Below are 25,925 nucleotides of genomic sequence, written 5' to 3' on the forward strand. Positions count from 1 at the left end.
TCCCACCCCATAGGGCCACCGTCGGCAAAAACGTGTGGGCGTTCACTCATCGAGCGGGTACTCGAAGGCCACGTCGGTATCCAGACTCGGCGTCGGCGTCGCGTGCTCCAGCGTCTCGAACATCCGCCCGGCGACGATGTCCGTGACGATGGTCGCGAGCGACTCTCGGGAGTCGTCGCCCACGTCGTCGAGGATGCCCAGTGGAATCTGTGCGCCCGCCATGTCCGCGTGGCCGCCGGCGCTCCCGATAGAGCCGAGAGCGTCGCGGAACGTCTCTCCGAGGTCGACTTTCGCCCCGCGAGCGCGACCGGAGACGTAGACGGTGCCGTCCATTAGCCCGTAGACGACCGTCACCTCGACGCCCTCCATCCCGAGGAGGTGGTCGGCGGCCTGCGCGAGGGCGTCCCGCTCGCGGATATCGCCGACGTTCGTCGTGAGGACGTTCCCCCGCACGTCGCGGTTCGAGATGGCGCGGGCGAGCGTCTCCATCGTCTCGGAGGTCAGACTCGGCGTCTCGACCCGTTCGAGCAGGTCCACGTCGACGTGGGGGATGAGAAAGGCGGCGGCCTCGAAGTCGGCGGTCGAGACCTCCCGCGTGAAGTCGTTCGTGTCGACCTGAATCCCGAACAGGAGGGCCGTCGCCACCGTCGTGTCGGGGACGATACCGAGCCGTTCGAGGTACTCCGCGAGCAGCGTGCTCGTCGCGCCGACGCCGCGTCTGAGGTCCACGTACGCCGCTTCGACCGGCGCACGCGGCGGGTGGTGGTCGATGACGATGTCGATGGTCGTCTCCGGCGGCAGGCGGTCGTTGACGCCCGGTCGAGAGTGGTCGACGAGCGCGAAGCCGGCGTACTCGTCGTCCGCCGGAACCTCGTCGAGAACCCGAAGGTCCAAATCGAGGAGGTTCACGAGCGCGCGGTTCTCCTGATGAGAAATGTCGCCGAAGTAACACACGTCTGCGTCGACGCTCGCCCGCTGGGCGATGGCCTGCAGCGCCAGCGCCGCGGCGATGGCGTCGGGGTCCGGGTTGTCGTGCATCACGACCGCGAGCCTGCCGTCGAGGTTTCGGAGGACTCGCATCAGGCGGTTCAACCGCTCCGTGTGCGACGTACCGACGGCGTCGAGGATTCGCCCGGAGACGATTCGACGCGGGTCGATGACCTCGTCGGCCAACGCGTCGATGTCGGCGCGGACCGACGGGTCGGCGTCGCCGCCGAGGTAGACGACGAGCGGCGCGTCCGGAAACCGGTCGTGGGCCGCCCGCGCCGCGTCGAGGTTCGAAGCCGAAGACTGCCCGCCGATGACGACGAGGTCGGCCGCGTCGGGGTAGTTCGACGGGTCGGCGGGGTCGCCCTCTCTCGCGGCGATGCCGTCCGAACGGAGGTCATCGGCGCGGCCCTTCCGGTCCGTGACGACCGTTACCGTCCCCCCGCGGTCGGCGAGTTGCTCGACGAGGTTCCCGCCGAGCGACCCGCAGCCGAGAACCAGGCGACGTACCATACACGGAGGGTCGGACTCCGGCCGCAAAACCCTACCGTCCTCCCACCCGGCGATGATATTATGTCATGCCAACGCATGACACATATACGATGGAACTCGAGACGCAACTGCTCCCCGAGTCGCGAGCCGAGTCGTTCGTCCGAACCTGTCGAACCGTCGTCGGCGACGACCTCAGGAGCGTGACGTACTTCACGCACGACCGGTGCGACCAGATATACCTCCGAAGCGACCTCGAAGCCGACGCCGACCTCACCGGGTTCGTCGAACACGAGACCGACGGGTTTCAGGCGCGGACCGCCTACCGCGGCTCCGAACTCGGGAACTACCGGTACACTGTCCGCGCGTTCGACCACGGCTACCTGACGCGGGTGACGGCCGACGACAAGGGCGTGTTCGTCACCACCGACGGCCTGACGCTCAGGCGCTCCGAGGAGTTGGCGTCGGCGCTCGGTGAGTTACTGCGAGAATAAAAGAAACCGAATCGAACCGAACCGCCGGGACGCTTAGAAGAGCGCCGCAGCGACGGTCTGGGCCGTCTCGATGACGGGCTGGAAGCCGGGCAGGAGCAGGACCGTCCCGACCGCGGCGAAGATGATCGCCACGTAGAGACCGACCGGCTGGCTGCCGATTTCGAGGGGCTTCGACGGCTCCTCGATCCACATCGCCTTCACGACGCGGCTGTAGTAGAACAGCGACAGCGCGCTGTTGACCGCACCGAAGGCGGCGAGCCACCAGAAGCCGGACTCGATGGCCGAGTAGAACAGCGCGTACTTCGAGACGAAGCCGCCGAACGGCGGCAGGCCGGCGAGCGAGAACATGAAGACGGTCATCGCCGTCGCGGCGATGGGCGCCTTCGACGCGATGCCGTTGTAGTCCTCGAACGTGCGGCCGAGGCCCCACTTTTCGACCATGGCGATGAACAGGAACGCGCCCGTGTTCATGAAGCCGTAGACGAGCAGGTGGGCCATGCTCGCGCCGAGCACGTCGCCGTTCGCGGCACCACCGTCGACGGTGATGGCCGCGAGTCCGATGAGCGCGTAGCCGGCGTGCCCGATAGAGGAGTACGCCAGCATGCGCTTGACGTTCTCTTGGGTCGCCGCCGCGAAGTTACCGAGCGTCATCGTGACGACGGCGAGCAGCGCGAACAGCAGCGACCAGTCGACGCTCCCGCCGCCGACCGCGGTGACGGTCTCGAGGGGGAACGCGACGGTGAAGACGCGGAAGGCGACGGCGAAGCCGGCCGCCTTCGACGCCGACGAGAGGAACGCGCTCACGGGGGCGGGCGCGCCCTCGTAAGCCTCCGGCGCCCAGAAGTGGAACGGGACGGAGGCGGTCTTGAACGCGAAACCGCCGGCGATCATCAGCACGCCGAGGCCAAGGACGCCGACGAGTTCGGTGCCCTCGGCGAGCGTCGCGGCGACTTCCGGGAGCACCAGCGAGCCGGTGACGGCGAACACGAGGCTGATACCGAACGCGAACACCGCCGACGACAGCGCGCCGATGAGGAAGTACTTCAGGCCCGCCTCGATGCTGCCGCGGTCCTTCTTGAGGAACGCGACGAGCGCGTACGAGGGGAGGGACGCCAGTTCGAGGCTGACGAAGACGGTCGCCAGCGAGTTCGACATCCCCATGAGCGTCATACCAGTCGCGGCGAATATGACGAGCGAGTAGAACTCACCCTGGTACTCCTCGTCCGCGAGGTAGTCGTAGGAGGCGACGGTCACCATCGCGGTGACGCTGGTGAAGATGAGCGTGAAGAACAGGCTCATCCCGTCGACGACGAGCGCGTCGCCGTACAGCGAAATCGCGCCGCCGGTGGACTCCATGCCGGTTCCACCGATGAGGAACCAAGCGGCGATGCCGCCGGCGGCGAGCGCGCCGAGCGTCGCCGTGCCGGCCAGCAGGCCGTTGTTCGTGGAGTCCGGGTCGATGGTGTCGATGAGCAGCAGCGCGAGTCCCGTCAGCGCGAGCACGATGGCGGGAGCCGTCGCCGCCCACTCGGGGAGCGTCTGGAGGGGCGTCATCTAGAACGCACCTCCCAGTTCGAGAATCGGATTAACCGCGTCCTGAATCATCGTGAAGAAGATGTCCGGAGAGACACCGAGCACGATGGTGAGAAGCAGCAGCACCGCGAGGGGTGCGACGTCGTGGAACGGCGCTTCCGTGACATCGTAGTCGCCGTCGAACCGGAAGGGTCCGAACAGCGTCCGCTGCATCGCGAACAGCAGGTAGCCGGCGACGATAACGATACCGAACATCGCGGCACCGGTGAACAGCGGCATGGCCTCCATCACTGTGGACTCGAACGCGCCCTTGAAGATGAAGAACTCCGCGGCGAAGCCGGCCATGAGCGGCAGGCCCATGTAGCCGAACGCGCCGGCGACGAAGATGCCCGCCGTGACGGGCATCCGGTCGGCGATGCCGGACATGTCCGACACCATGCGCGTGTGGGTCGTGTTGTAGATGACGCCGACGGCCATGAACATCAGACCGGAGATGAGGCCGTGGGCGACCATCTGGAAGGTCGCACCGCCGACGCCGTAGGTGGTGTAGGCGATGAGACCGAGGATGACGTACCCCATCGACGAGACGGAGGAGTACGCGACGATGCGCTTGAGGTCCTGCTGTGCCAGCGCGAGGAGCGCGCCGTAGATGACGCTCGCGACGGCGAGCAGGGCGATGGGCAGCGCGAAGGCGCGCGCCGTCTCCGGCAGCATCGTGAAGTTGAACCGGAGCAGGGCGTACGTACCCATCTTCAGGAGGACCCCCGCCAGCATGACCGACACCGGCGTGGGAGCCTCAACGTGTGCGTCCGGCAGCCACGTGTGAAGCGGGGCGACCGGGACCTTGACCGCGAACCCGAAGAACATCGCGATGAACGCGACCGACGCGAGCGCGCCGGCCGACAGTCCCGCGAAGCTTCCGAGCTGCCCGGCCTGCAACGCTTGGGCAATCTCGGGTAACCGCAGCGACGTAATCGAGTCGCCGAGGCCGAACACCAGCGAGATGAACCCGATGAACATCACGAGCGACGCGATGTTCGTGTAGACGAAGAACTTAATCGCCGCGTACTTGCGTCGGGGACCGCCCCAGACGCCGATGAGGAAGTACATCGGGACGAGGACGGCCTCCCAGAAGACGAACCAGACGAAGAAGTCGAGCGCCGTGAAGACGCCGAGCAGGTTCGCCTCCATCAGGAGCATCAGGCCGAAGAACTGGGACTGACGCTCCGCGATTGGCGTCCACGCGCTGACGATAGCGAGCGTGGTGAGGATGGTCGTGAGGACGACGAGCGGCATGCTGATGCCGTCGACGCCGACCATCCAGTGGAGGTCGTACTGGCCGAGTTGCAGCCAGACGACGTCTGTCTCGAACGCGATGTTCCCGCCGAGTAAGGCGTTCCCGCTCGCGTCGTACTGTTGCCACATGTAGAGGCTCCCGATGACGGGAGCCAGACTCAGCGCGAAGGCCGCCTTGCCGGCGTACCGGTCCGGCAGGACGAAGGTGACCAGCGCGGCGAGGAACGTGACTGCGATGAGCGCTTCGATTATCATGCGAACCAACCTCCGAGCAGGCCGAGACCGAGAAGCAGCGCGGTCAGACCGAGCGTGAGGAGCGCCGCGTAGTTGCTCACCACACCGGTCTGAATGCGCTTGACGCGACCGCCAGCGAACAGGCTCACGCTGGAGATACCGTTGACGACGCCGTCGACGATACCCTGGTCGAACTTATCGAGGACGCGCGAGATGGGCTGGACGACGCCGGTCGCGATCCAGACCTGGTACTCGTCCTGGTAGTAGTTGTTGTACAGTACGGTCTTGATGCTCCCGAGCTTGTCCGTGTGTTCGACGGGCTCGGGGACGTTGTACAGCACGTGCGCGAGCGCGGCACCGCCGAGCGCGAAGCCGAGCGAGACGGCCGCACCGATAGCAACCGTTCCGGCCTCGCCGCCGATGTAGCCCGAACTGTACGGGATGAGTTCGGCGTAGTGGTGCGCGTTCAGCGAACTGAAGCTCCCGTCGAGGAACTGGTGCAGGAAGTCGATTCCCTTGATACCGAAGAGCTTCTCGACCGGGACCATGTTGACGAGTCCAGTCGTCGCGGCGAGCACGCCGAGGACGGCGAGCGGACCCTTGACGTTCCAGCGAACGCCGTGGGGGTCACGCGCCGTTCCGGACCGTGGCTCGCCGTGGAAGGTGAGGAACACCATCCGGAAGGTGTAGAATCCCGTGAAGAACACGGCGAGCAGGCCCATCGCGTACGCGGCGAGCAGAATCGGGCTGCCACCGAGGCCGTGAATGAGCGTCTCGTAGAGGACCTCGTCTTTCGACCAGAAGCCTGCGAACGGGACGATGCCCGCGAGGGCGAGCGACCCGGAGAGGAACGCGTAGTAGGTCACGGGCATCTTGTCTTTCAGACCGCCCATGTCCCACATGTTCTCGTTGTGGTGCATCGCGATGATGACCGAACCGGCACCGAGGAAGAGCAGCGCCTTGAAGAAGGCGTGCGTCATGAGGTGGAACGTCGCCGCGACGTAGCCACCGGCACCGAGGCCGAGCATCATGTAGCCGTACTGGCTGATGGTCGAGTACGCGAGCACCTGCTTGATCTCTTTCTTGACGACGCCCATCGTCGCCGCAAAGAGGGCGGTGAAGCCGCCGATGAGGGCGATGATGGCGAGCGTCGTCGGCGTCAGCACGTAGAACCCGTACATCCGAGCGACGAGGTAGACGCCGGCCGCGACCATCGTCGCTGCGTGGATGAGCGCGGAGACGGGCGTCGGACCTTCCATCGCGTCCGGGAGCCACGTGTGCAGGGGGAACTGCGCGGACTTCCCGACGACGCCCCCGAGAACGAGGAGGCCGACGACGGTGAACCACGCCTGTTCGCCCATACCGAGGAACGTGTTGACCGAGTGTTCGCCGTTGAGCGCCTCCTCGGCGAGGACCGGGAAGGCGTCCGGGCCGGCGAAGGCGGCGGAGCCGAACGTCGCGAACACCGCGACGACGCCGATGAGGAAGAAGTAGTCACCGAAGCGGGTGACGAGGAACGCCTTCTTCGCGGCACTCGGCGGGCCGTCCTGCCGGAAGTGGAAGCCGATGAGCAGGTAGGAACACAGGCCCACCAGCTCGAAGAACATGAACGCCATGAGCAGGTTGTCGGCGACGACGAACCCGAGCATGGAGGCGGTGAACAGGCCGAGCCCGGCGTAGTAGCGCGGGAGACCCGTCTCGCCCTCGTCGTTCATGTATCCGAGGCTGAAGACGTGGACGAGGAGCGCGACGAGCGTCACGATGACGAGCATCATCGACGAAAGCGGGTCGATGAGTAGACCGAACGTCAGGTTGATGGCGTCGAGGCCCTCCGCCCACGTGTAAATCGTTTGGTTGTAGGTCTGTCCGCCGCTGACGGCGAAGAACGTCGCGATGGACAGGACGAACGAGCCTGCCGTCGCGCCGATACCCGCCAGCGCGCCTCCCTTCGGCATGTACCGTCCCGCCCCGAGCGCGATCAGGAACGAGAGGAACGGGAGGAGGACGATGGCCGGAGCGAAATCTAAGATACCTGCCATATATTACCACCTCATCGTGGTCGCGTTGGTCACGTCCACGCCGTCGAAGTTACGGTACAGTACGAGGATGATACCGAGACCCACTGCGACCTCCGCGGCCGCGAGCGCCAGCGTGAACAGGGTGAACGTCTGGCCCGTCACGTTGCCCCAGTAGTAGGAGAACGCGACGAGGTTGATGTTCGCGGCGTTCAGCATCAGTTCGACCGACATCAGGAACAACAGCGCGTTCCGTCGAGTCAAGAGGCCGAAGATGCCGATACAGAACACGGCTGCCGACAGCAGCAGATAGTATTGCGGGGGAACCATCAGTGGTCTCCCTCCTCATCGTCGCTGTCGAGCAACGTTCGCTTGAGCTCGCGGCCGCCGTCGGTCAGGATGGTCCGCATCTGACCGCTCTCTTCGCGCCTCGCGAGGTGGATGGCACCGTCAAGAGCGACGTCGAGCGTTACCGCGATGACGATGAACGCGACGAGGAAGCTCTCCCCGGTGACGTCCCCGAAGTCGAGGTTGAACATCGAATAGCCGATGCTCGCGGTGATGTTTGCTCCCTCTGCGAACCCCTGTGGGTTCGGGAACGACGCACCGACGAACACGACCGCCATCACGACGAACAGCGCGACGGCAGCGAGTCCGGGCACGAGGTGCGAACCGAGTTTCAGCTGCGGTTTGGTTGTCATGTACTACTCACCTCCGGATTGATACGCGTCAGCATCACGGCGAACGTGATGAGAATCAGTACCCCGCCGACGTAGACGAGGACTTGCATGGCGGCGAGGAACTCCGCCTGCAACATCACGTAATGCACCGCGACGCTCAAGAGCGCGCCCCCGAGCAGGAGTGCGGAATGCCAGATGTCCCGCACGAGGACGACGCCCAGGCTGCAGCCCACGGTGATGAGGGCGAACAGCGCGAACGCGATGGTTTCATAAACCATTGTGTATGTCTCCTTGAGATATCCCTTTGAACATTTCGAGAACGTCCTCAGCGTCCGGTAGCGGACGCGGGCTGACGGGACTCGAACGATTCACTCGCGGTCATGTTACTGGTAGTCGACCTCTCCTTCACCCTCGCCGATCCACGCGTTGCGGTCGGGGTTGCGGGAGTTGAGTGGGTCGATGTCCTTGTACCACGGGACGTTCTTGAGCTGTTCTTTGTTGTAGACGAAGTCGTTCTTCGTGTCCGCCGTGAACTCGAAGTTCTGCGTGAGTAGGATGGCGTCGACGGGACAGACCTCCTCGCACAGTCGGCAGTAGATACACTGGCCGATGTGGAGGTTGTACTGCTCGCCGTTGCGCTGGTCGTCCTGAACGATCTGAATCGTGTCGTTCGGACAAACGTTCTCACACTGACGGCACCAGATACACCGTTCTTGGCTGAACTTGTGGACGCCGCGGAAACGCGGGCTCACTTCGGGCGCGGTCTCGGGGTACTCGACCGTGAACGTCTGCCCGTCGAGCGCGTGCTTCAGCGTCACTGCCATGCCTTTGAGGATTCCGATCATGCAATCACCCCCACGATGATGGCCGTGAGAACCAGGTTGGCGAAGGAGAGCACGAGCATCCCCTTCCAACCGATTTCGAGGAACTGATCGACGCGAAGGCGCGGAACCGCGGAGCGCGCCCACTGGGTGAACAGGAAGAACGCCCAGATTTTGATGGTGAACCAGACGAATCCGGGCAGGACCGGGCCCGCCGGACCGCCGAGGAACAGGGTCGCCGCGATAGCGCCGCCGAGGAAGATGTGGATGAACTCACCGAGGTAGATGAGTACGAAGTAGACCGAGGAGTACTCGGTCTGATACCCGGCGACAATCTCGGTCGGCGCTTCGGGGATGTCGAACGGGTTGCGGCCGACCTCCGCGAGGTTCGCGATCATGAACAGCGCGAACGCGAAGGGGTTCACGAACGCGAACCACGTCGGAATCGTCACGCCCGCGACCGAAAGCAGCGGCTCGGCCTGCACGGCGACGATTTCGCTCATGCGGAGCGACCCGGTGAAGATGACGACCGAGGCCGCCGTGACGACGAGCGGAATCTCGTAGGCGATGTTCGCCGCGACGGCGCGGAGCGCGCCGATGAGCGAGAACTTGTTGTTCGATGCGTAGCCGGTCATGACGATGCCCAGCGAGGCGATAGACGCCGCAGCGAAGGCGAACGCGAGACCGGTCTCGGGGTCTGCAAGCTGGATGCCGTTGCCCATCGGGATGACGGCGAATCCGAGCAGCGCGGAGAAGGGGATGACCATCGGCGCGAGGTCCCACGCGGGACGGTCGACGCCCTCGGGAACGATGAGTTCCTTCGACAGCAGACGGACTGCGTCCGTGACGATGGTCAGGAGACCGAACGGACCGATTCGGTTGACCGCGATGCGGTCACCGAAGGCCGCCGTAATCTTCCGTTTGGCCCACGGCCCGGCGAACGCCGTCATGATGAGCATGATGTTGGCGACGAGGAACGCGCCGACGAGTCCGCCGACAACGTCCCCGAGGACGCCTTCGAGGCCGAGAAGCCCGCTGATCGTGTCCGGAAGGACCGCTTGCAGACTCATTACCGGTCCACCTCTCCGAGAACGATGTCGAGACTGCCGAGCGAGGCAATCATGTCGGGGATGTACTCACCCTCGGACATCTCGGGGAGCGTCTGCAGGTTCGAGAAACACGGACTGCGAATCTTGAAGCGGGCCGGCTTGTCGGTGCCGTCGGCGCGGATGTAGATGCCGAGTTCGCCCTTCGCGCCTTCGACGGCGCGGTAGATTTCCGTGTCCTCTTCGGGCTTCAGGGTGCGCGGAACGTTGGCCTGGATGTTCCGCTCGTCTTCGGGCCAGTCTTCGAGCAGGTCGACACACTGCTGGATGATCTTGGCCGACTCCTCGACTTCGCGCATACGCACGAGCAGGCGCGAGAAGTTGTCGCACCCGTCCTCGACGACGACGTCCCAGTCGAGTTCGTCGTAGTAGCCGTAGGAGTCGTCGCGGCGGAGGTCGTAGTCGATGCCGGAGCCGCGGGCGACCGGTCCGGTCGCGCCGTAGCTCTTTGCGACTTCCGGCGGCAGGACGCCCGTACCAACCGTACGGGCCTGCAGAATCTCGTTCGAGGTGATCATGTCGTGGTACTCCTCGAGGGCCTGCGGAAGCCCGTCGAGGAAGTCACGAATCTTCTCGAAGAACTCCTCGCGGGGTTCGGGGAGGTCCCAGACGACCCCGCCGAGCCGGAAGTAGTTGAACATCATGCGCTGACCGGTGAGGTCTTCGAGGATGTTCTGGACGATTTCACGGTCCCGCATGGCGTACATGAAGATGGCCGTGAAGTCGCCGTACACGTCCAGCGCGAACGTGCCGAGCGCGATCATGTGCGACGCGATGCGGCACAGTTCCGCGCTCATCGTCCGGATGATCTGAGCGTATTCGGGAACCTCGATATCCGCGAGGTCCTCCGCGGTGCGGGCGTAGGCCCACTCGTTCAGCAGTCCGGCCGAGATGTAGTCCCAGCGGTCGGGGTACGGCATAATCTGATGCCGGTAGGTCCCCTGCTGACACATCTGCTCCTCGCAGCGGTGGAGGTAGCCGATGTCGGATTCGAGGTCGACGACCTGTTCGCCGTCGACGACCGTCTCGACGTGCAGCACGCCGTGGGTCGCCGGGTGGTGGGGACCGATGTTGATGTACATCGTGTTGCTGTCCCCGGCGCGGTGGTCCTCTTCGAGCGGGTTCGCGTGCTCGCGGAGCGTCGCAATCTGCGGACGGTCCTGGTCGTAGTCCAGTCCGAGCGGGTGACCCTGCCACGTTTCCGGCAGGAGGATACGACGCAGGTCCGGGTGGTCCTCGTACTGGATGCCGACGAGGTCGTACGCCTCTCGCTCGTGCCAGTCGGCCGTCCGGAACACCGGTTCGGCGGACTGACTGACCGGGTTGTCCTTCGACGTAGGCACGACGACCGAGACCTCGTCGGTCCGGTCGTCGAACTTCGTCAGGTGGTAGATGGACTCGTAGCGGTCCTCGTACTCCTGTGCGGTCACACACGAGAGGTGGTCGAAGCCGGCCTCGTCGCGGAGCTTGAACAGGGCGTCTTGGACCTCGTCGGGACGGATGACGAGGCCGGGCGCGTTCATGTGCTCTTCGCGGCCGACGACGAGGTCGCCGAGCAGGTCGGCGAGTTCGTCACCGCGGCTGACGCCCGATTCGAGTTCCGCGGGCTCGTCGGACTGTTGCTCTTCGAGACTCATGGCGAATCAGCCCAGTTGTACCGCATAACGAGGTCGTCTTCGTCGATCTGCGCGGCGAGTTTGTCGACGATTTCGTCGCGCTCGAGGTCGCCGAACTGCTCCAGTTCGTACGGCTTGACCGTCACCGGACTCGACTCGCCGTTCGCGATGCGCTCTTGGAGCTTCGCGATACCGTAGATGAGCGCCTCCGGGCGCGGCGGGCAGCCGGGGATGTGGATGTCCACCGGGATGACCTCTTCTGCGCCCTTGATAACGTTGTAGCCCTCCTGGAACGGGCCGCCGGAAATCGTACACGACCCCATGCCGACGACGAACTTCGGCTCGGGCATCTGGTCGTAGACGCGCTTCATGCGCGGGGCGAACTTCGAAACGATCGTCCCCGGCACGATAATCACGTCGGCCTGTCGCGGCGACGCGCGCGGCACACCCGCCGCGAATCGGTCCAGGTCGTGCTTGATCGCGTAGGTGTGCATCATCTCGATGCTGCAGCACGCGATACCGAACTGCAGCATGAACATCGAGGACCCGCGGACCCAGTTCATGAACTTGTCGAACTTCGTGAGGATGAACGGTGACGAGCCGAACGCCTCCCGAAGCTTCGAGTTGAACCGGTCGTCCGCCCCCGCCATCCGGGCGTCGCGAGTCTCGGTCTGTACCTGTGTATCGTCCGTGACGAATGGTTTCTGTTCGCTACTCATGCATCTTTCCTCTCTGTCTTACGACGACTGGCCTGCGGGCTTTTGACCCACTTGACTGCGCCGTTGCGCCACGCCCAGACGAGGCCGACGACGAGGACACCGATGAAAACGAGCATCGGCGTCAGAACCGTCGCCAGCGACGCGCCCTGTTCGAGGGCCGAGCGGTAAATGACCGTCCACGGGAAAATCAGGACGGTCTCGATGTCGAACACGAGGAACAGCAGCGCGACCATGTAGTACTGAATGTTAAACTGGACGCGCGCCGTGCCTGTCGGCACCTCACCACTCTCGTACGTGGCACTCTTTCCTTGTTCCGGTACGCTTGGGCGAAGCAGCGCCGACACCGCCATCATCGCGAGCGGTAAGCCGACACCGACCAAACCCATCGCACCGATTGCAATCCAATCACTCATGCCGTGTCTCCCTGACGTGCGGCGGTTAGAAGCGCTCCCCTATAAACATTGATTTGTGTGTTTCGGGCGCGAGAGAGCTTCTATTTGGAAAATACGCGAGAGACGCCCGGAACCCCGTGCGGGCAGGGTTTCGACGTCGGGAGCAGCCCTCACTGGCGCAAAAATGACCCGGCGATGACGGCCGACGGACTACCGCGACTCGCGGAAGCCCGCGACCCCGAGGTCGTGGAGCGCGGCCGAGGTCTCGGCCACGTCGGAAACGAGGTCCTCGTGGTACTCGACGAGCCGGTCTTCGAGTTCGGGGTACCCCCGAGAAAGCGCCTGTACGGCCGAAAGTGCGGCGTTGAACGACTTGCCGGCGTCGACGGCGACGATGGGTGCGCCCGTCGGCATCCCGATGACCGAGTCGACCGACTTCTCCTGAACGGGGACGCCGACGACCGGAATCGGGTACGCGATGGAGGCGGTCATGTTCGGCAGGTCCGCGGACTTGCCGCCCGCGCCGGCGATGATGACCTCGACCCCGCGGTCGCGCGCGGTGTCGCCGTAGGCGTACATCAGGTCCGGCGTCCGGTGCGCGGAGACGACGTACGTCTCGTAGGTGAATCGCTCCTCGGGCGGCGCGTCGAAGTCCGTCTGTTCGCCGAACCCGAGCGTGTCCAGCGCCTCGTGCGCGCCGGACATCACGTCGAGGTCGGAGTCCGACCCCATGATGATACCCACGTCGGGCGTCGTCTCGGGGTCGCGGTCGGCGTCGGCCTGTGCGTGCAGTTCGTCGATGAGGTCCCGTTCTGTCGTCATTGTGTATCAGTCGAAGTACAGTCCGTCGCGAAGGTCGCGTGCGCGTTCGAGAAGCGTTTCGAGGTCGGCGTCGTCGTCGCCGACGGCGGTGAGGTGGCCCATCTTGCGGAGCGGGCGAACCTCGTCTTTGCCGTACCAGTGCAGCGAGACGCCAGATTCCGCAAGCGCGTCGTCGAGGCCGCCGAGGCGCGCGGGTCGGCTCTCGTCGACCGTGCCGAGGACGTTCGCCATCACGGTGGGCGACCGTCGAGTCGTCGAACCGAGCGGCCAGCCGAGGACGGCGCGAACGTGCTGTTCGAACTGCGAGGAGAGCGCGCCTTCGATGGTCCAGTGGCCGGAGTTGTGCGGCCGTGGTGCGACCTCGTTGACGAGCACGTCGCCCGCCGGGGTCTCGAACAGTTCGATGCCGAAGACGCCGCGACCGGGCAGGTGCGACAGCACCTCGCGGGCGACGCGGGCGGCCTCCTCGCGAACTTCGTCTGTCGTCCGTGCCGGGACGACGGTCTCGCGGAGAATCTCCTCCTCGTGGACGTTCTCGCCCACGGGGAAGGTGCGAATCTCGTCTTCGCCGCGGATACCGATGACAGACAGTTCGCGCTCGAAGTCGACGAACGCCTCGGCCATCGCCGGGCCGCCGACCGCCTCGATGGCGGCCTCGGCCTCGTCGGGGTCGGAGACGGGGACGTTCCCGCGGCCGTCGTAGCCGCCGGTTCGGGCTTTCAGCATGACCGAGCCGAACTCGTCGAGCGCGTCGCGGAGGTCGGCCGCGTCGTCGACGCGGTGGAACGGCGGAATCGGAATGCCCGCCTCGCCGAAGGTGTCCTTCTGGACCAGTTTGTCCTCGATGGTCCGGAGCGCGTCGGGCGAGGGGTGGACATCGATTCCTTCCTCGGCGGCCAGCTCGTCGAGCAGGTCCGGGTCGGCGAGTTCGATTTCGAACGTCAGCGCGTCGGCCCGCGCGGCGAGTTCCGCCATCGCCTCGGGGTCGTCGAAGTCGCCGACGATTTGGTCGGCGACGGCCGATGCCGGGCAGTCGGGTGTCGGGTCGAGCACGACGATGTCGACGCCGAGCGGTGCGGCGGCCTCGCCGAGCATACGCCCGAGCTGGCCCCCACCGACGACGCCGAGCGTGGGTCCGGGTACGGTGACGGTCACAGTCGCGGGTTCAGTACGTCGGTGCATAAACGTTGCCACATTATGTGTTCAAATAGGCACGTACGTGGATATAATCGGGAGAGAAGACGCAGAACGAGCCGGGCGCTCAAACGCGTCGAACGCGAGAAAATCGGGTCGTCGAACGCCGCTGGCCGGCGTCAGTCCTGCGTCTCGTTCGCGGCTTCGAGCGCGTCCTCGTCGATGAAGACGACCACGTCCTCGCTCCAGAGTTTGAAGGCGTGCTGGCGCACGACGTAGCCGTCGAGTTCGGGTTCGAGTTCGGTTCGATCCCACTCGTAGGCGATGACGACCGGCGGCGCGTCGGCGGTCACCTCGGAGACGTTCGCGTCCGGTGCGCTACTGGTGCGCTCGACGCCCGAGCCCTCGAAGTACCACGGGAACGGGAGTCGACTGTGCCACGAGGGCCCGCCGAGCGGATTCGACTCGTTGGAGACGTAGAAGTGCGTCTCGTCGCTGTCCGGCGGGTGGGTCCCGTACAGGAGCACGTCGGTTCCGGGGTTGGCGGCCGACACGCGCTCCACGTCGTCGAGCGTGGCCTTGAGGTCGTTTTCGGGTTGGGCCCACTGGAGCACCTCCTTGTCCTCGTCGGTCGAGGCGTTCCAGTAGTCGACGTTGGCGGCCGCGACGCCGCCGACCGAAGCGACGAGCACGAGCGCCGCGAGGCCGACGCCGACCGTGTCCTTGGCGTCGAGCGCCTGCACGCCGGAGCGGAAGACGAACGCCGCGCCGACGGCGGCTGGAATCGCCAGCGGGACGACCGCGTGGACGACGACCCACGGCGCTTGGATGTCGGTCGCCAGCGGGTAGCCGAAGATGCTCACGACGCCCCAGTAGGTCGCGAAGGCGACGAGCCAGCGGACCCGTCCGGCGACGACGCCGTACCGGTCCACGACGATGCCGACGAGCGCGAAGACGATGAGCACCGGCGCACCGTAGACGAACGTTTCGAGGAAGTCCTTCAGGTACGGGAGGTACTCGTGGGACTGGTGGCCGCCGCCGAGCCAACTGCCGAACATCTCGGAGACCGCGCCGACGGTCCCGGCTTCGAGGACGGGCAGAACCGCAGTTGAGCCGCCGAGGGCGTTCCAGAGGTCGGGCCGCGGCGCGTAGAAGAAGACGAAGACGGCGAGGAAGGCGGACAGCCCCCCGAGGACACCTGCGGCGTACCGAATCGCGCCGTAACCGAGACTCCCCGCCCCGCGTGCGCGAAGTCGTTCGCGGATACTTGCGGGCAGTTCCGAAAAGAGGATGTCGCGGGCGGACTCGCCGGCCGAGGTGCGGGCGAGCAGTCGGTGGTCGAAGACGAGGAACACCGCGCCGAGGAAACACGCGAGGTAGACGACGTAGTTCTCCTTGGCCGCCGAACCGGTCGCGAAGGAGACGCCCGCGGGGATGAGGTAGGCGAGGCGGCCGGTGTCGTACGCGCGGACGACGAAGCCGAGCGCGACGAACGAGAAGGCGGCCACCAGCACGTCGTTGCGCATGAACCGCGAGTAGTAGACCAAAAGCGGGTTCGCCGCGAAGAAGAGCGCGAGCGCGACCATCTCGTCGCGGCGGAGATGCTCTCGGAACAGCCAGACCGAAAGCGGGAGCAGGCCGCCGACGAGCGCCACGGGGAGTCGAGCCGTGAAGTCGGTCGCCGGAAGGACGGCGAAGAGATAGTCGTTGACGACGGGGAGAAACGGGCCGTGGATGATGGGCCGGTAGGAGAACTCGCCGGTCTCGTGATAGCGCAGAATCCAGTAGCCGACGCGGCCTTCGTCCCAGTGGAAGATGCGGCCGCCGAGGTCGACGAGGCGGACGAGGAGGGCGACGACCACCGCGCCCGAAAGCGCCAGGAGGGCACGGGACCGAGTGACCGTCTCGGTCCCACTGTCAGTACTCATGCCCACCCATCGCGACGCCGACAATACAACTTTTGTGCTTGCCCGTCGCCGGAGGCCAAATTCGGTCGGTGTCGGTAGTTCTTTTATCCGAGACGGGAAGGGTCGGCCATGGTCTCACTCGGACTCGTCGTGGCCCGATTCAACTCGTCGGTCACGGAGCAGATGGAGGATGCGGCCCGCGACGCGGCCGCCGAGCGCGACGCAGAGGTGGCCGAAACGATTCAGGTCCCCGGCGCGTACGACTCGCCCCTCGCGGCCGACCGCCTCGCCCGCCGCGACGACATCGACGCCGTCGTCGTCATCGGCGCAATCGTCACCGGCGACACCGACCACGACCGCGTCATCGCCGACGCGACCGCGAAGTCGCTGACGGAGGTCTCGCTGGACCGCGACAAACCCGTCTCGTTCGGTGTCTCCGGCCCCGGCATGAGCGGCGCTGAGGCACGCGAACGCATCAGCAAAGGTGCGGAAGCGGTTTACGCTGCGACTGATATGGTGGAGGCGTTGGCATGAACTTCGATTTCAGCGACCGAGTCGGCCGCGTCGAACCGAGCGCGACGCTCGCCATCTCGAACCTCGCGAGCGAACTGGAAGCGCAGGGCGAAGACGTGGTCGACCTCTCGGTCGGCGCACCGGACTTCCCGACCCCGGACAACATCACGCAGGCGGCGAAGGACGCCCTTGACGCGGGACACACGAGCTACACCTCGTCGAACGGAATCCCGGAACTCAAGGACGCAATCGCGGCGAAGCTCCGCGGGAACGGCGTCGACGCCGAGGCCGACGAGGTCATCGTCACGCCCGGCGGCAAGCAGGCGCTGTTCGAGACGTTCCAGACGCTCGTCGACGACGGCGACGAGGTCGTTCTCCTCGACCCCGCGTGGGTCTCCTACGAGGCGATGGTCAAACTCGCCGGCGGCACCCTCAGCCGCATCGACCTCGCGCAGCACGACTTCAGGCTCGAACCCGCGCTCGACGAACTCGCCGAGACGGTCTCCGACGAGACGAAGCTCCTCGTCGTCAACTCCCCGTCGAACCCGACGGGCGGCGTCTTCTCCGACGCGGCGCTCGAAGGCGTCCGCGACCTCGCGGTCGAACACGACTTCGCCGTCATCTCCGACGAGATTTACGAGCGCATCGTCTACGACGGCTTCGAGCACACCTCGCTGGGCTCCCTCGACGGGATGGAAGACCGCACCATCACCATCAACGGCTTCTCGAAGGCGTTCTCGATGACCGGCTGGCGGCTCGGCTACCTCCACGCCCCGTCGGACCTCATCTCGCAGGCCGGTAAGCTCCACTCGCATTCGGTCTCCTGCGCCGTGAACTTCGTCCAGCACGCCGGCGTCGAGGCGCTCTCGGAGCGCACCGACGACGACGTCGAGGAGATGCGCCAGGCGTTCGAGGCCCGCCGCGACATGCTCGTGGACCTCCTCGCCGAACACGACGTTGATGTCGCCGTCCCGAAGGGCGCGTTCTACATGATGCTCCCCGTGGACGACGACGACCAAGCGTGGTGTGAAGGTGCGATTCAGGACGCGAAGGTCGCGACCGTCCCCGGCAGCGCCTTCAACGCGCCGGGCTACGCTCGCATCTCCTACGCCGCGAGCGAAGAGCGCCTCCGCGAGGCCGTCGAGCGCCTCGCCGAGCACGACTACATCTAACCCCCCGCTGCGACCCGACTTTTCCACCGTCGTATCGAGCCACGAGACCGCGTACTGGCAACTAATCTGACAGTGTGCTAGGGCTGAACGTGATTTTTGTTGTCGTATCTCCGGTTAGATTTATCTCTACTACCATCAATGTACTACTCGTACATACCGCTCTTTGGGTGGGTTCTCCGCGGACGGGCCGCGTATGTATGGAGCATACAACTCATGAAAATAAGACAACTACTAGCAGACGATGGTGCAGTCTCGCCGGTCATCGGCGTGATTCTGATGGTCGCGATCACGGTGATTCTCGCGGCCGTTATCGGGACGTTCGTCCTCGGACTGGGTGAGCAGACCGCGACTGCTCCGCAGGCGAGTTTCAGTTTCGACTTCACGGATAACGACCAGACGTCAACCGATGACGCAGACGTCCTCTCGATTACACACGAATCTGGGACTGCAATCAGTTCGGAACGATTGACCTTTGCAGTATCTGGTGCGACTGCTGTCGACGCTGACGAGTCCACGTCAGCAACGTTCGCAATCGCGGGAACTTCGGGAGACACGTCTTGGGATGACCTGTCGCCGGGTACTGTGAGTGCAGGTAACACAGTCACGTTAGATGGCGGTGACTTCCTGTACGATCTCAACGGAGGGGGCGAAGTAGTGGCGGATGGTGCTAACGACGATACTTCCGGTGGGGACGGCGACGAGGAAGCACTCGACCTGAGCGGTGCAACGGTCCGTATCGTCTGGACCTCGGAGTCCGGTGAGAACTCTGCGACGATTCAGACGTGGACCGGCCCCGAGGCCTAACACCTCCGTAACGATTTCGTCGTAATCGGCCCCGACGCGGCCGACGACAATACCGACTTTTTATCAAAGCTGTTCTCGAACAGTCCCAACTACTTCCTGAGCGCCTCCACCGGCCGCTCGTTGGCCGCCTTCCACGCCGGGTACAGCCCCGAGAGGACGCTGGTTCCGACGCCGAACCCGACCGCGAGGACGATGTAGAGGAGGTTCGCCGCTTGGAAGGTCGCAAGCGGGTCGTTCAGGACGAACGCGTTGAGCGCGACGCCCGCGCCGACCGCGAGTATCGCGCCGATGACGCCCCCGGCGACGCCGAGCAGGCCGGCCTCGGCGAGAATCATGCGAATCACGTCGCCGCGCTGGACGCCGACGGCGCGGAGGACGCCGATTTCTTGGCGGCGCTCGATGGTGCTCATGAGCATGACGTTCAGGATGCTCACGCCGGCGACGACCAGCGAGATGGAGCCGATGCCGATGAGGAAGGCGTTGAGGATGCCGAAGAACTCGTTGATGCCCGCCGTGATGGACTGGAGTTCGAACACCGAGACGCGCTCTTCGCGCTCGTTGAGGGCCTCGCGGATGGCGACCGCTGACTCGTTCGCGGCCTGCCCGGAGTCGGCGCTGACGACGACCTGCGAGTAGCCCGTACCATTTACGTCCTCGACGGGGACGATGACGGCGTTGTTCGGGCTGACGAGCGAGATACCGCCCTGTTCGGCGAGCACGGCCGCGACGCGGTAAGTCCGGCCGTCCACGGAGATGGTGTTTCCGGGCTCGACGTCGAGCAGGCCGGCGGTGCCGGAGCCGACGAGTGCGCCCTGTCTGAGCCGGTCGGGGATGCGGCCCTCTTCGGCCTCGTAGAGCGCGCCGGGGTTCTCCATCCCGTAGACCGTGGAGACAGTCTGTCGATCACCCCGCGAGACGAGTTTCGATTCCGAGCGAACGGGGACGACCGCGCCGTCGGTGACGGCGCGCCGAATCTCGTCGACGTCGCGCTCGGTCAGTTCTTCGATTCCCTCTTGGAAGTTGGGCGAGACGCTGATCTCGTTGCCGATGTCGCCGAGTTGCTGGGTCGCGCCGGTGCGGAGCGTCGTGCCGAACATGCCGAGCGACGCGATGGCGAGGACGCCGATGATGATGCCGAGGACGGCGAGCCCCGAGCGGATGCGGTTGCGCGAGAGGTTCCGACGCGCCATCAACAGCGCGGGAACGCGCCGGAAGAGGTCGTCGAGGACGCTCACTGTATCCTCCCGTCGATGAGTTCGACCGTTCGGTCCGCGTAGTCGCCGAGTTGCGGGTCGTGGGTGACGGCGATGACCGCCACGTCGTCCTCGCGGCGAATCTCGTCGAACAGGTCGAGGACGCTCCGGCCGGTCTTCCGGTCGAGGTTCCCCGTCGGCTCGTCGGCGAGGAGGATGCGCGGCTCGTTGATGAGCGCCCGCGCGATGGCGACGCGCTGTTTCTGCCCGCCCGAAAGCTGGTCGGGTCGGTGGTCGAGTCGCTCCCCGAGGCCGACGCGTTCGAGCAGATTCGTCGCTCGGTCGCGGGCGGTCGGGTCGTCGCCGAACAGCGTCGGCATCTCCACGTTTTCCAGCGCCGACAGCGTCGGAATCAGGTGGAAGCTCTGGAAGATGAAGCCGATGAAGCGCTTTCTGTGGATCGTCATCTCCCGGTCGGAGAGGTCGGTCACGTCCTGTCCGTCGAGGAAAACGGTCCCCTCTGTCGGCGTGTCGAGGAGGCCGAGGACGTTCAGCATCGTGGACTTCCCGCTCCCGGAGGGCCCCATGACGGCGACGAACTCGCCGGGGTCGGCGTGGAAGTCCACGTCCTTGAGCGCCTCGACGACCTCGCCGCCGGTGTCGTAGCGCTTCCAGACGCGTTGGAGTTCGATGATGTGGTTCATCTCGAATCAGCGTCGTCTGTAGGCGTAGATTCCAACGCCCACCACGACGAGGAGGGCGACGAGGCCGCCGACGAGGAGGAGCGTGGTGCCGAGGTCCCCGCCGCCGCCGTCGTTCGAGTCGACGGGTTGCGAGAGGTCGCTCACGTCCACCGTCGTTTCGACGGTCCGCTCGCGGCCGTCGGCGAGGTAGCTCACCTCGACCGGGACGGCGGCCACGCCGTCGTCGACGGTGGCGTAGAGGTCGAACGAGGCGAAGTCGCTCGCGGGCACCGAGCCGACGAAGTACTCCTTGTAGGGGCGCTCGGGGGTGACGCCATCGGTCGGGACGACCCGGACGACGACGCTCTGGGCGTCGCTGAGACCGACGTTGCTCGCGCTGCCCGAGATGTGTATCTTCCCGTCTTCGTGCTCCACGTCGACGCCGGTGAGCGAAATCTGGCCGGGAGCGGCGACGTAGTCGATGGTCGTCGCCGCGGAGCCGTCGCGCCCGCCGGTCTCGTAGTCGGCGACCACGTCGAGCGTCGCGCGGTCGACCGACGAGACGTTCAGCCGGACGGTCCGGGTGGACTCGGCCGCGACGGTGCCGACCGGTGTTCCGACGACGGTCGAACCGCCGTCCCGCAGCGAGAGGACGAGGTCTTCGAGAGGCGCGTTGCCGAGGTTCGTCACGTCGACGACGACCGCGGGACGAGCCCCCTCGCCGAGGGTCGCGTCGAGGCGGACGTTCTCTCGGAGTTCGTCGGCGGCGAGCGGTGCGGTCGTCGTCGTCGTTCGGGCGTTACCGTCGGCGGTGGTGTAGCGAAGCGTCGCCGTCACCTCGGACTCGGTCGCGCCGGGCGTCACGTCGAACCGGAACGTCTGGGCCTGTCCGGAGTCGAGGCGCGGAACGACGCGGGTGTCGTTCCGCACGGTCGCGTCCTCGGCGGCCACCGATAGCCGAAGGTTGCGCGCCACCTCCTCCTCGCCGTTCGAGACGGTGACCTGAACGGGCGTCTCCGTGCCGATGACCGCGTCGCCGACCTCGACGGTCACCTGCGGGCCGCCCTCGCGGACGCGGACGACGACGGGGTACTGGAGTCGCTGGATGCTGCCGTCGCTCCGGCCGACGACGGTCACGCGGAGGTCGTAGGTTCCCGCATCGGCGAGTCTGACCGAAAGCGGGATGTCGAGGTCGCTCCCGGGCGGAATCGTCCCGAGGTCTTCGGCCCGCGCGAGGTCGCTCGACCCGCCAGCGGTGCGGACGTACACGTCAGTCACTTGGAGGTTCGACGGGCTGTTCTGTGCGTTCTGTACGATAGTCGAGAGGATGAACCGCTCGCCCGGCGTCGGCTGTGCGGGCGAGACGGAGACGTCGTCGATGTAGGCGGTCGCCTCCGCGCCGAGCGTCGGTGCCGGGAGCCCGGCGAGCACGACGACGACGAGAAGGGCGACCGAGAGGGCACGCCTGCTCATGTTTATCAAGACATATATCGAGAAGCCGACGGAAATACCTGCCGTGGCTGACGGTCGCACGGGGCCGAACGTCTCGACCCCGTTCGGGTGACCGTCGGTCGGCGACCCCCCACTCGGCGAAGGTACTTATGTGAGTCCGCCACCAGAACGGTGACAGATGCGTGTGCGTGACCTCCCGCTGTCGGCGGCCCTCGTCTCCCACTACGAGTCGGACGGTATCGAGGAACTCTACCCGCCGCAGGCCGCCGCGGTCGAGGCGGGCGTCGCGGAGGGCGGCCGCGTCGTCGCCGCTATTCCGACCGCCAGCGGCAAGACGTTCATCGCGGAACTCGCCATGCTCACCGCCGACGGGCCGGCGCTCTACATCGTCCCGCTTCGCGCGCTCGCCCGCGAGAAGTACGAGACGTTCGACCAACTCCCCGGCGTGAGCGTCGGCATCTCCACCGGCGACTTCGACGCGGACGAGGCGGAACTCGGCGACCACGACATCGTCGTCGCCACGAGCGAGAAGGTCGACTCGGCGATTCGAAACGGCGCGCCGTGGGTCGAACGCCTCGCCTGCGTCGTCGTCGACGAGGTCCACCTCCTCGGCGCGCCGGGGCGCGGACCGACGCTCGAAGTCACGCTGGCCACGCTCCAGCGCCGCGTCCCGGACCTCCAGCTCGTCGCCCTCTCGGCGACCGTCGACAACCCCGAGGTCATCGCCGACTGGCTCGACGCGGCGTTGGTCGAGAGCACGTGGCGACCCGTCTCGCTCCGTACCGGCGTCTACGCCGACGAGAGCGTCGCGTTCGACGACGGCACGGACCTCGACGTGGTCGTCCCCCCGACCGGCCCGAACGACGACGAGGCCACCGAAGCCACCGTCGCGCTCGTCGAAGACGCGGTCGAGACGGGCGGGCAGTGCCTAGCGTTCGTCCGGTCGCGCCGCGAGGCCGAGGCGCTCGCCGACCGCCTCGCCGACGAAGACCTCTCGCCCGCGCCCACCCTCGGCGACGAACTCGACGAACTCGGCGGCACCGCGACCGGCCGCCAGCTCTCGGAGTGCGCCCGGACCGGCGTCGGCTTCCACCACGCCGGCCTGCGGAGCGCCCACCGGGTCGCCGTCGAGAACGCGTTTCGGGACCGCCGGCTCGCGGTCATTTGCGCGACGCCGACGCTCGCCGCCGGGGTGAACGTCCCCGCTCGGCGGGTCGTCATCCGCGACCAGAAGCGCTACACCGGCGACGCGATGGAATGGATTCCCGTCCTCGACGTGCACCAGATGTGCGGCCGCGCCGGCCGCCCGCACCTCGACCCGTTCGGCGAGGCGGTCCTCGTCGGCGACGCGGACACGAAAGCCGAACTGTTCGACCGCTACGTCACCGCCGACGCGGAGGCCGTGGACTCGCAGTTCGACGACCCCGAGGCGCTCCGGACGCACGTCCTCTCGGTCGTCGCCTCCGGGTTCGCCGACAGCCTCGACGGCGTCGCCGACGTGTTCTCGGCGACCTACTACGCCCACCAGAACCCGAGCGTGGACCTCGCGGAACTCGTCGCCGACGTGGTCTCGGAGCTCGAAGCGATGGAGCTCCTCGACGCGACGGACGGGACGCTGTCGGCGACGACGCTGGGCGCACAGACCTCCAGACAGTACGTCTCGCCGACGACGGGGGCGCGCATCGTCTCGGGCATCCGGACCATCGGGGGGATGGCAGACGAACACGTCACCGCCCGGACCGCCCTCGAAGTCGTCTGCGACACGCCGGACATGCACGACACCTACCTCGGCAACCGAGAACGGGCGCTCATGTACCAGTACGCCCGGAGCCACGCCGCGGAGTTCACCACCGCGATGCACGACGCCGACCCCTTCGAGGAGTGGCTGACGGCGGTCAAGACCGCCCGCATCCTCCACGAGTGGACCGAGGGCTCGGACATCGAGGAACTCGTCGAGCGCTACCGAATCGGGCCGGGCGACGTTGAGTCCCGCGTGGAGCGCGCCGAGTGGTTGCTGGGCGCGGCCGACGCGCTCTGTGCCGCCCTCGACACCGACGTGCCCGAGTTCCGCGAGGTCCGGGCGCTCCTGTCGCCCTGACGCGGGAGGGCCGACCACGTGACGAACCCCTCATGACGCCGCTGCGCGCCGAACCGTGTTCCTTCGCGTCGAGGGGGCAAAGGCGCTTCGGGATGCCGTTTTAAGCTTCGCGGGGGCGTAGGCGAAGCTATGGGTATCACGTACGAAGACTTCCTCGACCTCGAGTACGAACCGACCGACGAGGACCTCGTCTGCACCTTCCGCATCGACCCCGCGACGGGGATGTCGACGGAGGCGGCAGCGAGTCGCGTGGCTTCGGAGTCCTCCAACGGCACGTGGGCGGCCCTCCAGACCGGTGCGGACTTCACCGACATGGGCGCGACGACGTTCGACATCGACGGCGACCTCATCAAGGTCGCCTACCCCGCCGGGCTGTTCGAACCCGGCAACATGCCGCAGGTGCTGTCGTGCATCGCCGGCAACATCATGGGCATGAAGGCGGTCGACACGATTCGCCTCCTCGACTGCGAATGGCCCGAGGAAATCGTCTCGTCGTACCCCGGCCCGCTGTACGGGTCGTCGGTCCGCGAGGAGATATTCGGCGTCACCGACCGCCCCATCACGGCGACGGTCCCCAAGCCGAAGGTCGGCCTCTCGACGGCGGCGCACGCGCAGGTCGGCTACGACGCGTGGGTCGGCGGCGTCGACCTCCTGAAAGACGACGAGAACCTGACCGACCAAGCGTTCAACCCCTTCTCAGACCGCCTGACTGAGTCGCTGTCGCTCCGCGACGACGCCGAGGACGAGACGGGCGAGAAGAAATCGTACCTCATCAACGTCACCGCCGACACCCAGACGATGCTCGACCGCGTCGACGAGGTGGCCGCGCAGGGCGGCGAGTACGTCATGGTGGACATCATCACCGCTGGCTGGGCGGGCCTCCAGACCGTCCGCGAGCGCACCGAGAAACACGGGCTGGCGATTCACGCCCACCGCGCCATGCACGCCGCCTTCGACCGGCTCCCGGCCCACGGCGTCTCGATGCGGGTGCTCGCGCAGATAAGTCGCCTCTGCGGCGTCGACCAACTCCACACCGGCACCGCCGGCCTCGGCAAACTCGCCAACGAGGACACCGTCGGCATCAACGACTGGCTCACGGGCGACCTCTACGGGACGACCGACGTGCTGCCGGTCGCCTCGGGCGGCCTCCACCCCGGTCTGCTCCCCGACCTGCTCGACGCCACGGGGACGAACGTCTGCGTCCAACTCGGCGGCGGCATCCACGGTCACCCCGACGGTACTCGCGCGGGTGCGGTCGCGCTTCGGTCGGCCATCGACGCCTACGCCGAGGGGCGGTCAATCACCGAGGCCGCCGAGGAGACGCCGGAACTCGCCGTCGCCCTCGACAAGTGGGGGACGGAGACGCCGCGGTAGGGTCCGACGGGCGGTGTGGCTCTCCCACCGTCGCAATTGTTGCTGTTTCGTGACAATGGTTCGAAACGTGTTGAGTGATTACTGCAATATCGAATGAGGAATCGACCCGCTATTTGACGGGGATTCGAAGTAGTTCGGCGTTCGAATACCGGCGATGATAATTGGCGAGTGAGTTTTATACGGTTGTTTTCGCAGAGCTACAGTCAGAGCAATTCGGCCACGAACCGGCTGTTCGGCGCGTATTGGGGGACGCCGGAATTCGCCGATATCAACCACACCATGAAAATACGAACGAAACTCATCGCGCTCTGTCTCGCCATCTCGCTGATACCCGTGTCAGTCGTCGGCGTTGCGGGCGTCCAAGGAATGAATAGTATTGGAGATTACGCAC

Annotated in this window: 24 protein-coding genes; 6 read left to right on the forward strand and 18 right to left on the reverse strand. The window is 66.0% G+C overall.

All coding sequences use genetic code 11. The features are described from left to right. Positions 1–42 precede the first annotated feature (42 nt). The gene (locus tag C5B90_RS02495) at positions 43–1,500 is read right to left on the reverse strand and encodes a DHH family phosphoesterase (RefSeq protein WP_115878851.1); all 1,458 of its coding nucleotides are present in this window, start codon (positions 1,498–1,500) and stop codon (positions 43–45) included. Between the two features lie 89 nt (positions 1,501–1,589). Between C5B90_RS02495 and C5B90_RS02500 the strand changes: the two genes are divergently transcribed. Continuing rightward, positions 1,590–1,970: a hypothetical protein gene (locus C5B90_RS02500; protein WP_008092512.1), complete on the forward strand. Its 381-nt coding sequence runs from the start codon at positions 1,590–1,592 to the stop codon at positions 1,968–1,970. Between the two features lie 33 nt (positions 1,971–2,003). On the opposite strand, the gene C5B90_RS02505 is transcribed toward C5B90_RS02500, so the two are convergent. The 14 genes from C5B90_RS02505 to C5B90_RS02570 form a co-directional block, all read right to left on the reverse strand. Further along, positions 2,004–3,524 (reverse strand): NADH-quinone oxidoreductase subunit N, encoded by a 1,521-nt coding sequence (locus C5B90_RS02505; RefSeq protein WP_115878853.1) that lies wholly within the window; start codon positions 3,522–3,524, stop codon positions 2,004–2,006. After that, positions 3,525–5,054 carry a NuoM family protein gene (locus C5B90_RS02510; RefSeq protein ID WP_058566660.1) on the reverse strand — a complete coding sequence of 510 codons (1,530 nt, stop codon included), beginning with the start codon at positions 5,052–5,054 and terminating at the stop codon, positions 3,525–3,527. After that, entirely contained in the window at positions 5,051–7,072 is a 2,022-nt protein-coding gene (gene nuoL, locus C5B90_RS02515) for an NADH-quinone oxidoreductase subunit L (RefSeq protein WP_115878855.1), read from the reverse strand. The genes C5B90_RS02510 and nuoL overlap by 4 nt, the downstream gene beginning before the upstream one ends. 3 nt (positions 7,073–7,075) lie before the next feature. After that, positions 7,076–7,378 carry an NADH-quinone oxidoreductase subunit NuoK gene (nuoK, locus tag C5B90_RS02520; RefSeq protein WP_058566658.1) on the reverse strand — a complete coding sequence of 101 codons (303 nt, stop codon included), beginning with the start codon at positions 7,376–7,378 and terminating at the stop codon, positions 7,076–7,078. Beyond that, a complete protein-coding gene (locus C5B90_RS02525) occupies positions 7,378–7,749 on the reverse strand; it encodes an NADH-quinone oxidoreductase subunit J (protein WP_058566657.1) in 372 nt (123 codons plus the stop codon). The genes nuoK and C5B90_RS02525 overlap by 1 nt, the downstream gene beginning before the upstream one ends. Further along, positions 7,746–8,006, reverse strand: a complete 261-nt coding sequence (locus C5B90_RS02530; protein ID WP_004971032.1) for an NADH-quinone oxidoreductase subunit J — start codon at positions 8,004–8,006, stop codon at positions 7,746–7,748. Before C5B90_RS02530 ends, C5B90_RS02525 begins: the two co-directional genes overlap by 4 nt. Before the next feature lie 105 nt (positions 8,007–8,111). Then, complete coding sequence (locus C5B90_RS02535; RefSeq protein WP_042666382.1) at positions 8,112–8,573, reverse strand: NADH-quinone oxidoreductase subunit I; 462 nt, start codon at positions 8,571–8,573, stop codon at positions 8,112–8,114. Next, on the reverse strand, positions 8,570–9,619 hold the full coding sequence (locus C5B90_RS02540; protein ID WP_115878857.1) for a complex I subunit 1 family protein: 1,050 nt from the start codon (positions 9,617–9,619) through the stop codon (positions 8,570–8,572). The genes C5B90_RS02535 and C5B90_RS02540 overlap by 4 nt, the downstream gene beginning before the upstream one ends. Beyond that, a complete protein-coding gene (locus C5B90_RS02545; protein ID WP_058828168.1) occupies positions 9,619–11,292 on the reverse strand; it encodes an NADH-quinone oxidoreductase subunit D in 1,674 nt (557 codons plus the stop codon). The genes C5B90_RS02540 and C5B90_RS02545 overlap by 1 nt, the downstream gene beginning before the upstream one ends. Next, positions 11,289–11,990 (reverse strand): NADH-quinone oxidoreductase subunit B, encoded by a 702-nt coding sequence (locus C5B90_RS02550; RefSeq protein ID WP_008321368.1) that lies wholly within the window; start codon positions 11,988–11,990, stop codon positions 11,289–11,291. Before C5B90_RS02550 ends, C5B90_RS02545 begins: the two co-directional genes overlap by 4 nt. Then, positions 11,987–12,403, reverse strand: coding sequence for an NADH-quinone oxidoreductase subunit A (locus C5B90_RS02555; RefSeq protein ID WP_058566654.1), 417 nt, complete (start codon positions 12,401–12,403; stop codon positions 11,987–11,989). The genes C5B90_RS02550 and C5B90_RS02555 overlap by 4 nt, the downstream gene beginning before the upstream one ends. A gap of 189 nt (positions 12,404–12,592) precedes the next feature. After that, the gene (gene purE, locus C5B90_RS02560) at positions 12,593–13,204 is read right to left on the reverse strand and encodes a 5-(carboxyamino)imidazole ribonucleotide mutase (RefSeq protein WP_049968279.1); all 612 of its coding nucleotides are present in this window, start codon (positions 13,202–13,204) and stop codon (positions 12,593–12,595) included. 6 nt (positions 13,205–13,210) lie between these two features. Then, on the reverse strand, positions 13,211–14,359 hold the full coding sequence (locus C5B90_RS02565; protein WP_115878859.1) for a 5-(carboxyamino)imidazole ribonucleotide synthase: 1,149 nt from the start codon (positions 14,357–14,359) through the stop codon (positions 13,211–13,213). A gap of 158 nt (positions 14,360–14,517) precedes the next feature. After that, on the reverse strand, positions 14,518–16,266 hold the full coding sequence (locus C5B90_RS02570) for a flippase activity-associated protein Agl23 (protein ID WP_115878861.1): 1,749 nt from the start codon (positions 16,264–16,266) through the stop codon (positions 14,518–14,520). A 108-nt stretch (positions 16,267–16,374) separates the two neighbouring features. On the opposite strand from C5B90_RS02570, the gene ribH reads away from it, so the two are divergent. The 3 genes from ribH to C5B90_RS02585 all read left to right on the forward strand — a co-directional run bounded on the left by ribH (position 16,375) and on the right by C5B90_RS02585 (position 18,734). After that, a complete protein-coding gene (gene ribH, locus C5B90_RS02575) occupies positions 16,375–16,779 on the forward strand; it encodes a 6,7-dimethyl-8-ribityllumazine synthase (RefSeq protein ID WP_115878863.1) in 405 nt (134 codons plus the stop codon). Beyond that, positions 16,776–17,930, forward strand: a complete 1,155-nt coding sequence (locus tag C5B90_RS02580; protein WP_115878865.1) for a pyridoxal phosphate-dependent aminotransferase — start codon at positions 16,776–16,778, stop codon at positions 17,928–17,930. The genes ribH and C5B90_RS02580 overlap by 4 nt, the downstream gene beginning before the upstream one ends. 213 nt (positions 17,931–18,143) lie before the next feature. After that, on the forward strand, positions 18,144–18,734 hold the full coding sequence (locus tag C5B90_RS02585; RefSeq protein WP_115880530.1) for a type IV pilin: 591 nt from the start codon (positions 18,144–18,146) through the stop codon (positions 18,732–18,734). 89 nt (positions 18,735–18,823) lie between these two features. Here the strand turns inward: C5B90_RS02585 and C5B90_RS02590 are convergent, their stop codons facing one another. From C5B90_RS02590 to C5B90_RS02600, 3 genes are read right to left on the reverse strand one after another with little or no spacing between them, the layout of a single operon-like run. After that, positions 18,824–19,969: an ABC transporter permease gene (locus C5B90_RS02590; protein ID WP_115878867.1), complete on the reverse strand. Its 1,146-nt coding sequence runs from the start codon at positions 19,967–19,969 to the stop codon at positions 18,824–18,826. After that, positions 19,966–20,631, reverse strand: a complete 666-nt coding sequence (locus tag C5B90_RS02595; RefSeq protein WP_115878869.1) for an ABC transporter ATP-binding protein — start codon at positions 20,629–20,631, stop codon at positions 19,966–19,968. The genes C5B90_RS02590 and C5B90_RS02595 overlap by 4 nt, the downstream gene beginning before the upstream one ends. A gap of 6 nt (positions 20,632–20,637) precedes the next feature. After that, complete coding sequence (locus tag C5B90_RS02600) at positions 20,638–22,083, reverse strand: CARDB domain-containing protein (RefSeq protein WP_115878871.1); 1,446 nt, start codon at positions 22,081–22,083, stop codon at positions 20,638–20,640. Positions 22,084–22,240: 157 nt separating this feature from the next. Here C5B90_RS02600 and C5B90_RS02605 point away from each other — a divergent pair, with 157 nt between their 5' ends. Together C5B90_RS02605 and rbcL are read left to right on the forward strand one after the other, a co-directional pair. Further along, complete coding sequence (locus C5B90_RS02605) at positions 22,241–24,160, forward strand: DEAD/DEAH box helicase (protein WP_115878873.1); 1,920 nt, start codon at positions 22,241–22,243, stop codon at positions 24,158–24,160. 129 nt (positions 24,161–24,289) lie between these two features. Next, positions 24,290–25,534 (forward strand): type III ribulose-bisphosphate carboxylase, encoded by a 1,245-nt coding sequence (gene rbcL / locus C5B90_RS02610; protein ID WP_115878875.1) that lies wholly within the window; start codon positions 24,290–24,292, stop codon positions 25,532–25,534. Positions 25,535–25,925 lie beyond the last annotated feature (391 nt).

This window comes from Haloferax sp. Atlit-12N, from assembly GCF_003383095.1.
In the GTDB taxonomy this organism is placed as follows: Archaea; Halobacteriota; Halobacteria; order Halobacteriales; family Haloferacaceae; genus Haloferax.

What these genes read in the sequence shown, in the direction of transcription:
- C5B90_RS02580 (WP_115878865.1), top strand. Translation starts at nt 16,776, where the DNA reads ATGAACTTCGATTTCAGCGACCGAGTCGGCCGCGTCGAACCGAGCGCG.
- rbcL (WP_115878875.1), top strand. Translation starts at nt 24,290, where the DNA reads ATGGGTATCACGTACGAAGACTTCCTCGACCTCGAGTACGAACCGACC.
- C5B90_RS02570 (WP_115878861.1), bottom strand. Translation starts at nt 16,266, where the DNA reads ATGAGTACTGACAGTGGGACCGAGACGGTCACTCGGTCCCGTGCCCTC.
- C5B90_RS02605 (WP_115878873.1), top strand. Translation starts at nt 22,241, where the DNA reads ATGCGTGTGCGTGACCTCCCGCTGTCGGCGGCCCTCGTCTCCCACTAC.
- C5B90_RS02510 (WP_058566660.1), bottom strand. Translation starts at nt 5,054, where the DNA reads ATGATAATCGAAGCGCTCATCGCAGTCACGTTCCTCGCCGCGCTGGTC.
- C5B90_RS02525 (WP_058566657.1), bottom strand. Translation starts at nt 7,749, where the DNA reads ATGACAACCAAACCGCAGCTGAAACTCGGTTCGCACCTCGTGCCCGGA.
- C5B90_RS02555 (WP_058566654.1), bottom strand. Translation starts at nt 12,403, where the DNA reads ATGAGTGATTGGATTGCAATCGGTGCGATGGGTTTGGTCGGTGTCGGC.
- C5B90_RS02500 (WP_008092512.1), top strand. Translation starts at nt 1,590, where the DNA reads ATGGAACTCGAGACGCAACTGCTCCCCGAGTCGCGAGCCGAGTCGTTC.
- nuoL (WP_115878855.1), bottom strand. Translation starts at nt 7,072, where the DNA reads ATGGCAGGTATCTTAGATTTCGCTCCGGCCATCGTCCTCCTCCCGTTC.
- C5B90_RS02505 (WP_115878853.1), bottom strand. Translation starts at nt 3,524, where the DNA reads ATGACGCCCCTCCAGACGCTCCCCGAGTGGGCGGCGACGGCTCCCGCC.
- C5B90_RS02495 (WP_115878851.1), bottom strand. Translation starts at nt 1,500, where the DNA reads ATGGTACGTCGCCTGGTTCTCGGCTGCGGGTCGCTCGGCGGGAACCTC.
- ribH (WP_115878863.1), top strand. Translation starts at nt 16,375, where the DNA reads ATGGTCTCACTCGGACTCGTCGTGGCCCGATTCAACTCGTCGGTCACG.
- C5B90_RS02535 (WP_042666382.1), bottom strand. Translation starts at nt 8,573, where the DNA reads ATGATCGGAATCCTCAAAGGCATGGCAGTGACGCTGAAGCACGCGCTC.
- C5B90_RS02530 (WP_004971032.1), bottom strand. Translation starts at nt 8,006, where the DNA reads ATGGTTTATGAAACCATCGCGTTCGCGCTGTTCGCCCTCATCACCGTG.
- C5B90_RS02540 (WP_115878857.1), bottom strand. Translation starts at nt 9,619, where the DNA reads ATGAGTCTGCAAGCGGTCCTTCCGGACACGATCAGCGGGCTTCTCGGC.
- C5B90_RS02585 (WP_115880530.1), top strand. Translation starts at nt 18,144, where the DNA reads ATGAAAATAAGACAACTACTAGCAGACGATGGTGCAGTCTCGCCGGTC.
- C5B90_RS02600 (WP_115878871.1), bottom strand. Translation starts at nt 22,083, where the DNA reads ATGAGCAGGCGTGCCCTCTCGGTCGCCCTTCTCGTCGTCGTCGTGCTC.
- nuoK (WP_058566658.1), bottom strand. Translation starts at nt 7,378, where the DNA reads ATGGTTCCCCCGCAATACTATCTGCTGCTGTCGGCAGCCGTGTTCTGT.
- C5B90_RS02545 (WP_058828168.1), bottom strand. Translation starts at nt 11,292, where the DNA reads ATGAGTCTCGAAGAGCAACAGTCCGACGAGCCCGCGGAACTCGAATCG.
- purE (WP_049968279.1), bottom strand. Translation starts at nt 13,204, where the DNA reads ATGACGACAGAACGGGACCTCATCGACGAACTGCACGCACAGGCCGAC.
- C5B90_RS02595 (WP_115878869.1), bottom strand. Translation starts at nt 20,631, where the DNA reads ATGAACCACATCATCGAACTCCAACGCGTCTGGAAGCGCTACGACACC.
- C5B90_RS02550 (WP_008321368.1), bottom strand. Translation starts at nt 11,990, where the DNA reads ATGAGTAGCGAACAGAAACCATTCGTCACGGACGATACACAGGTACAG.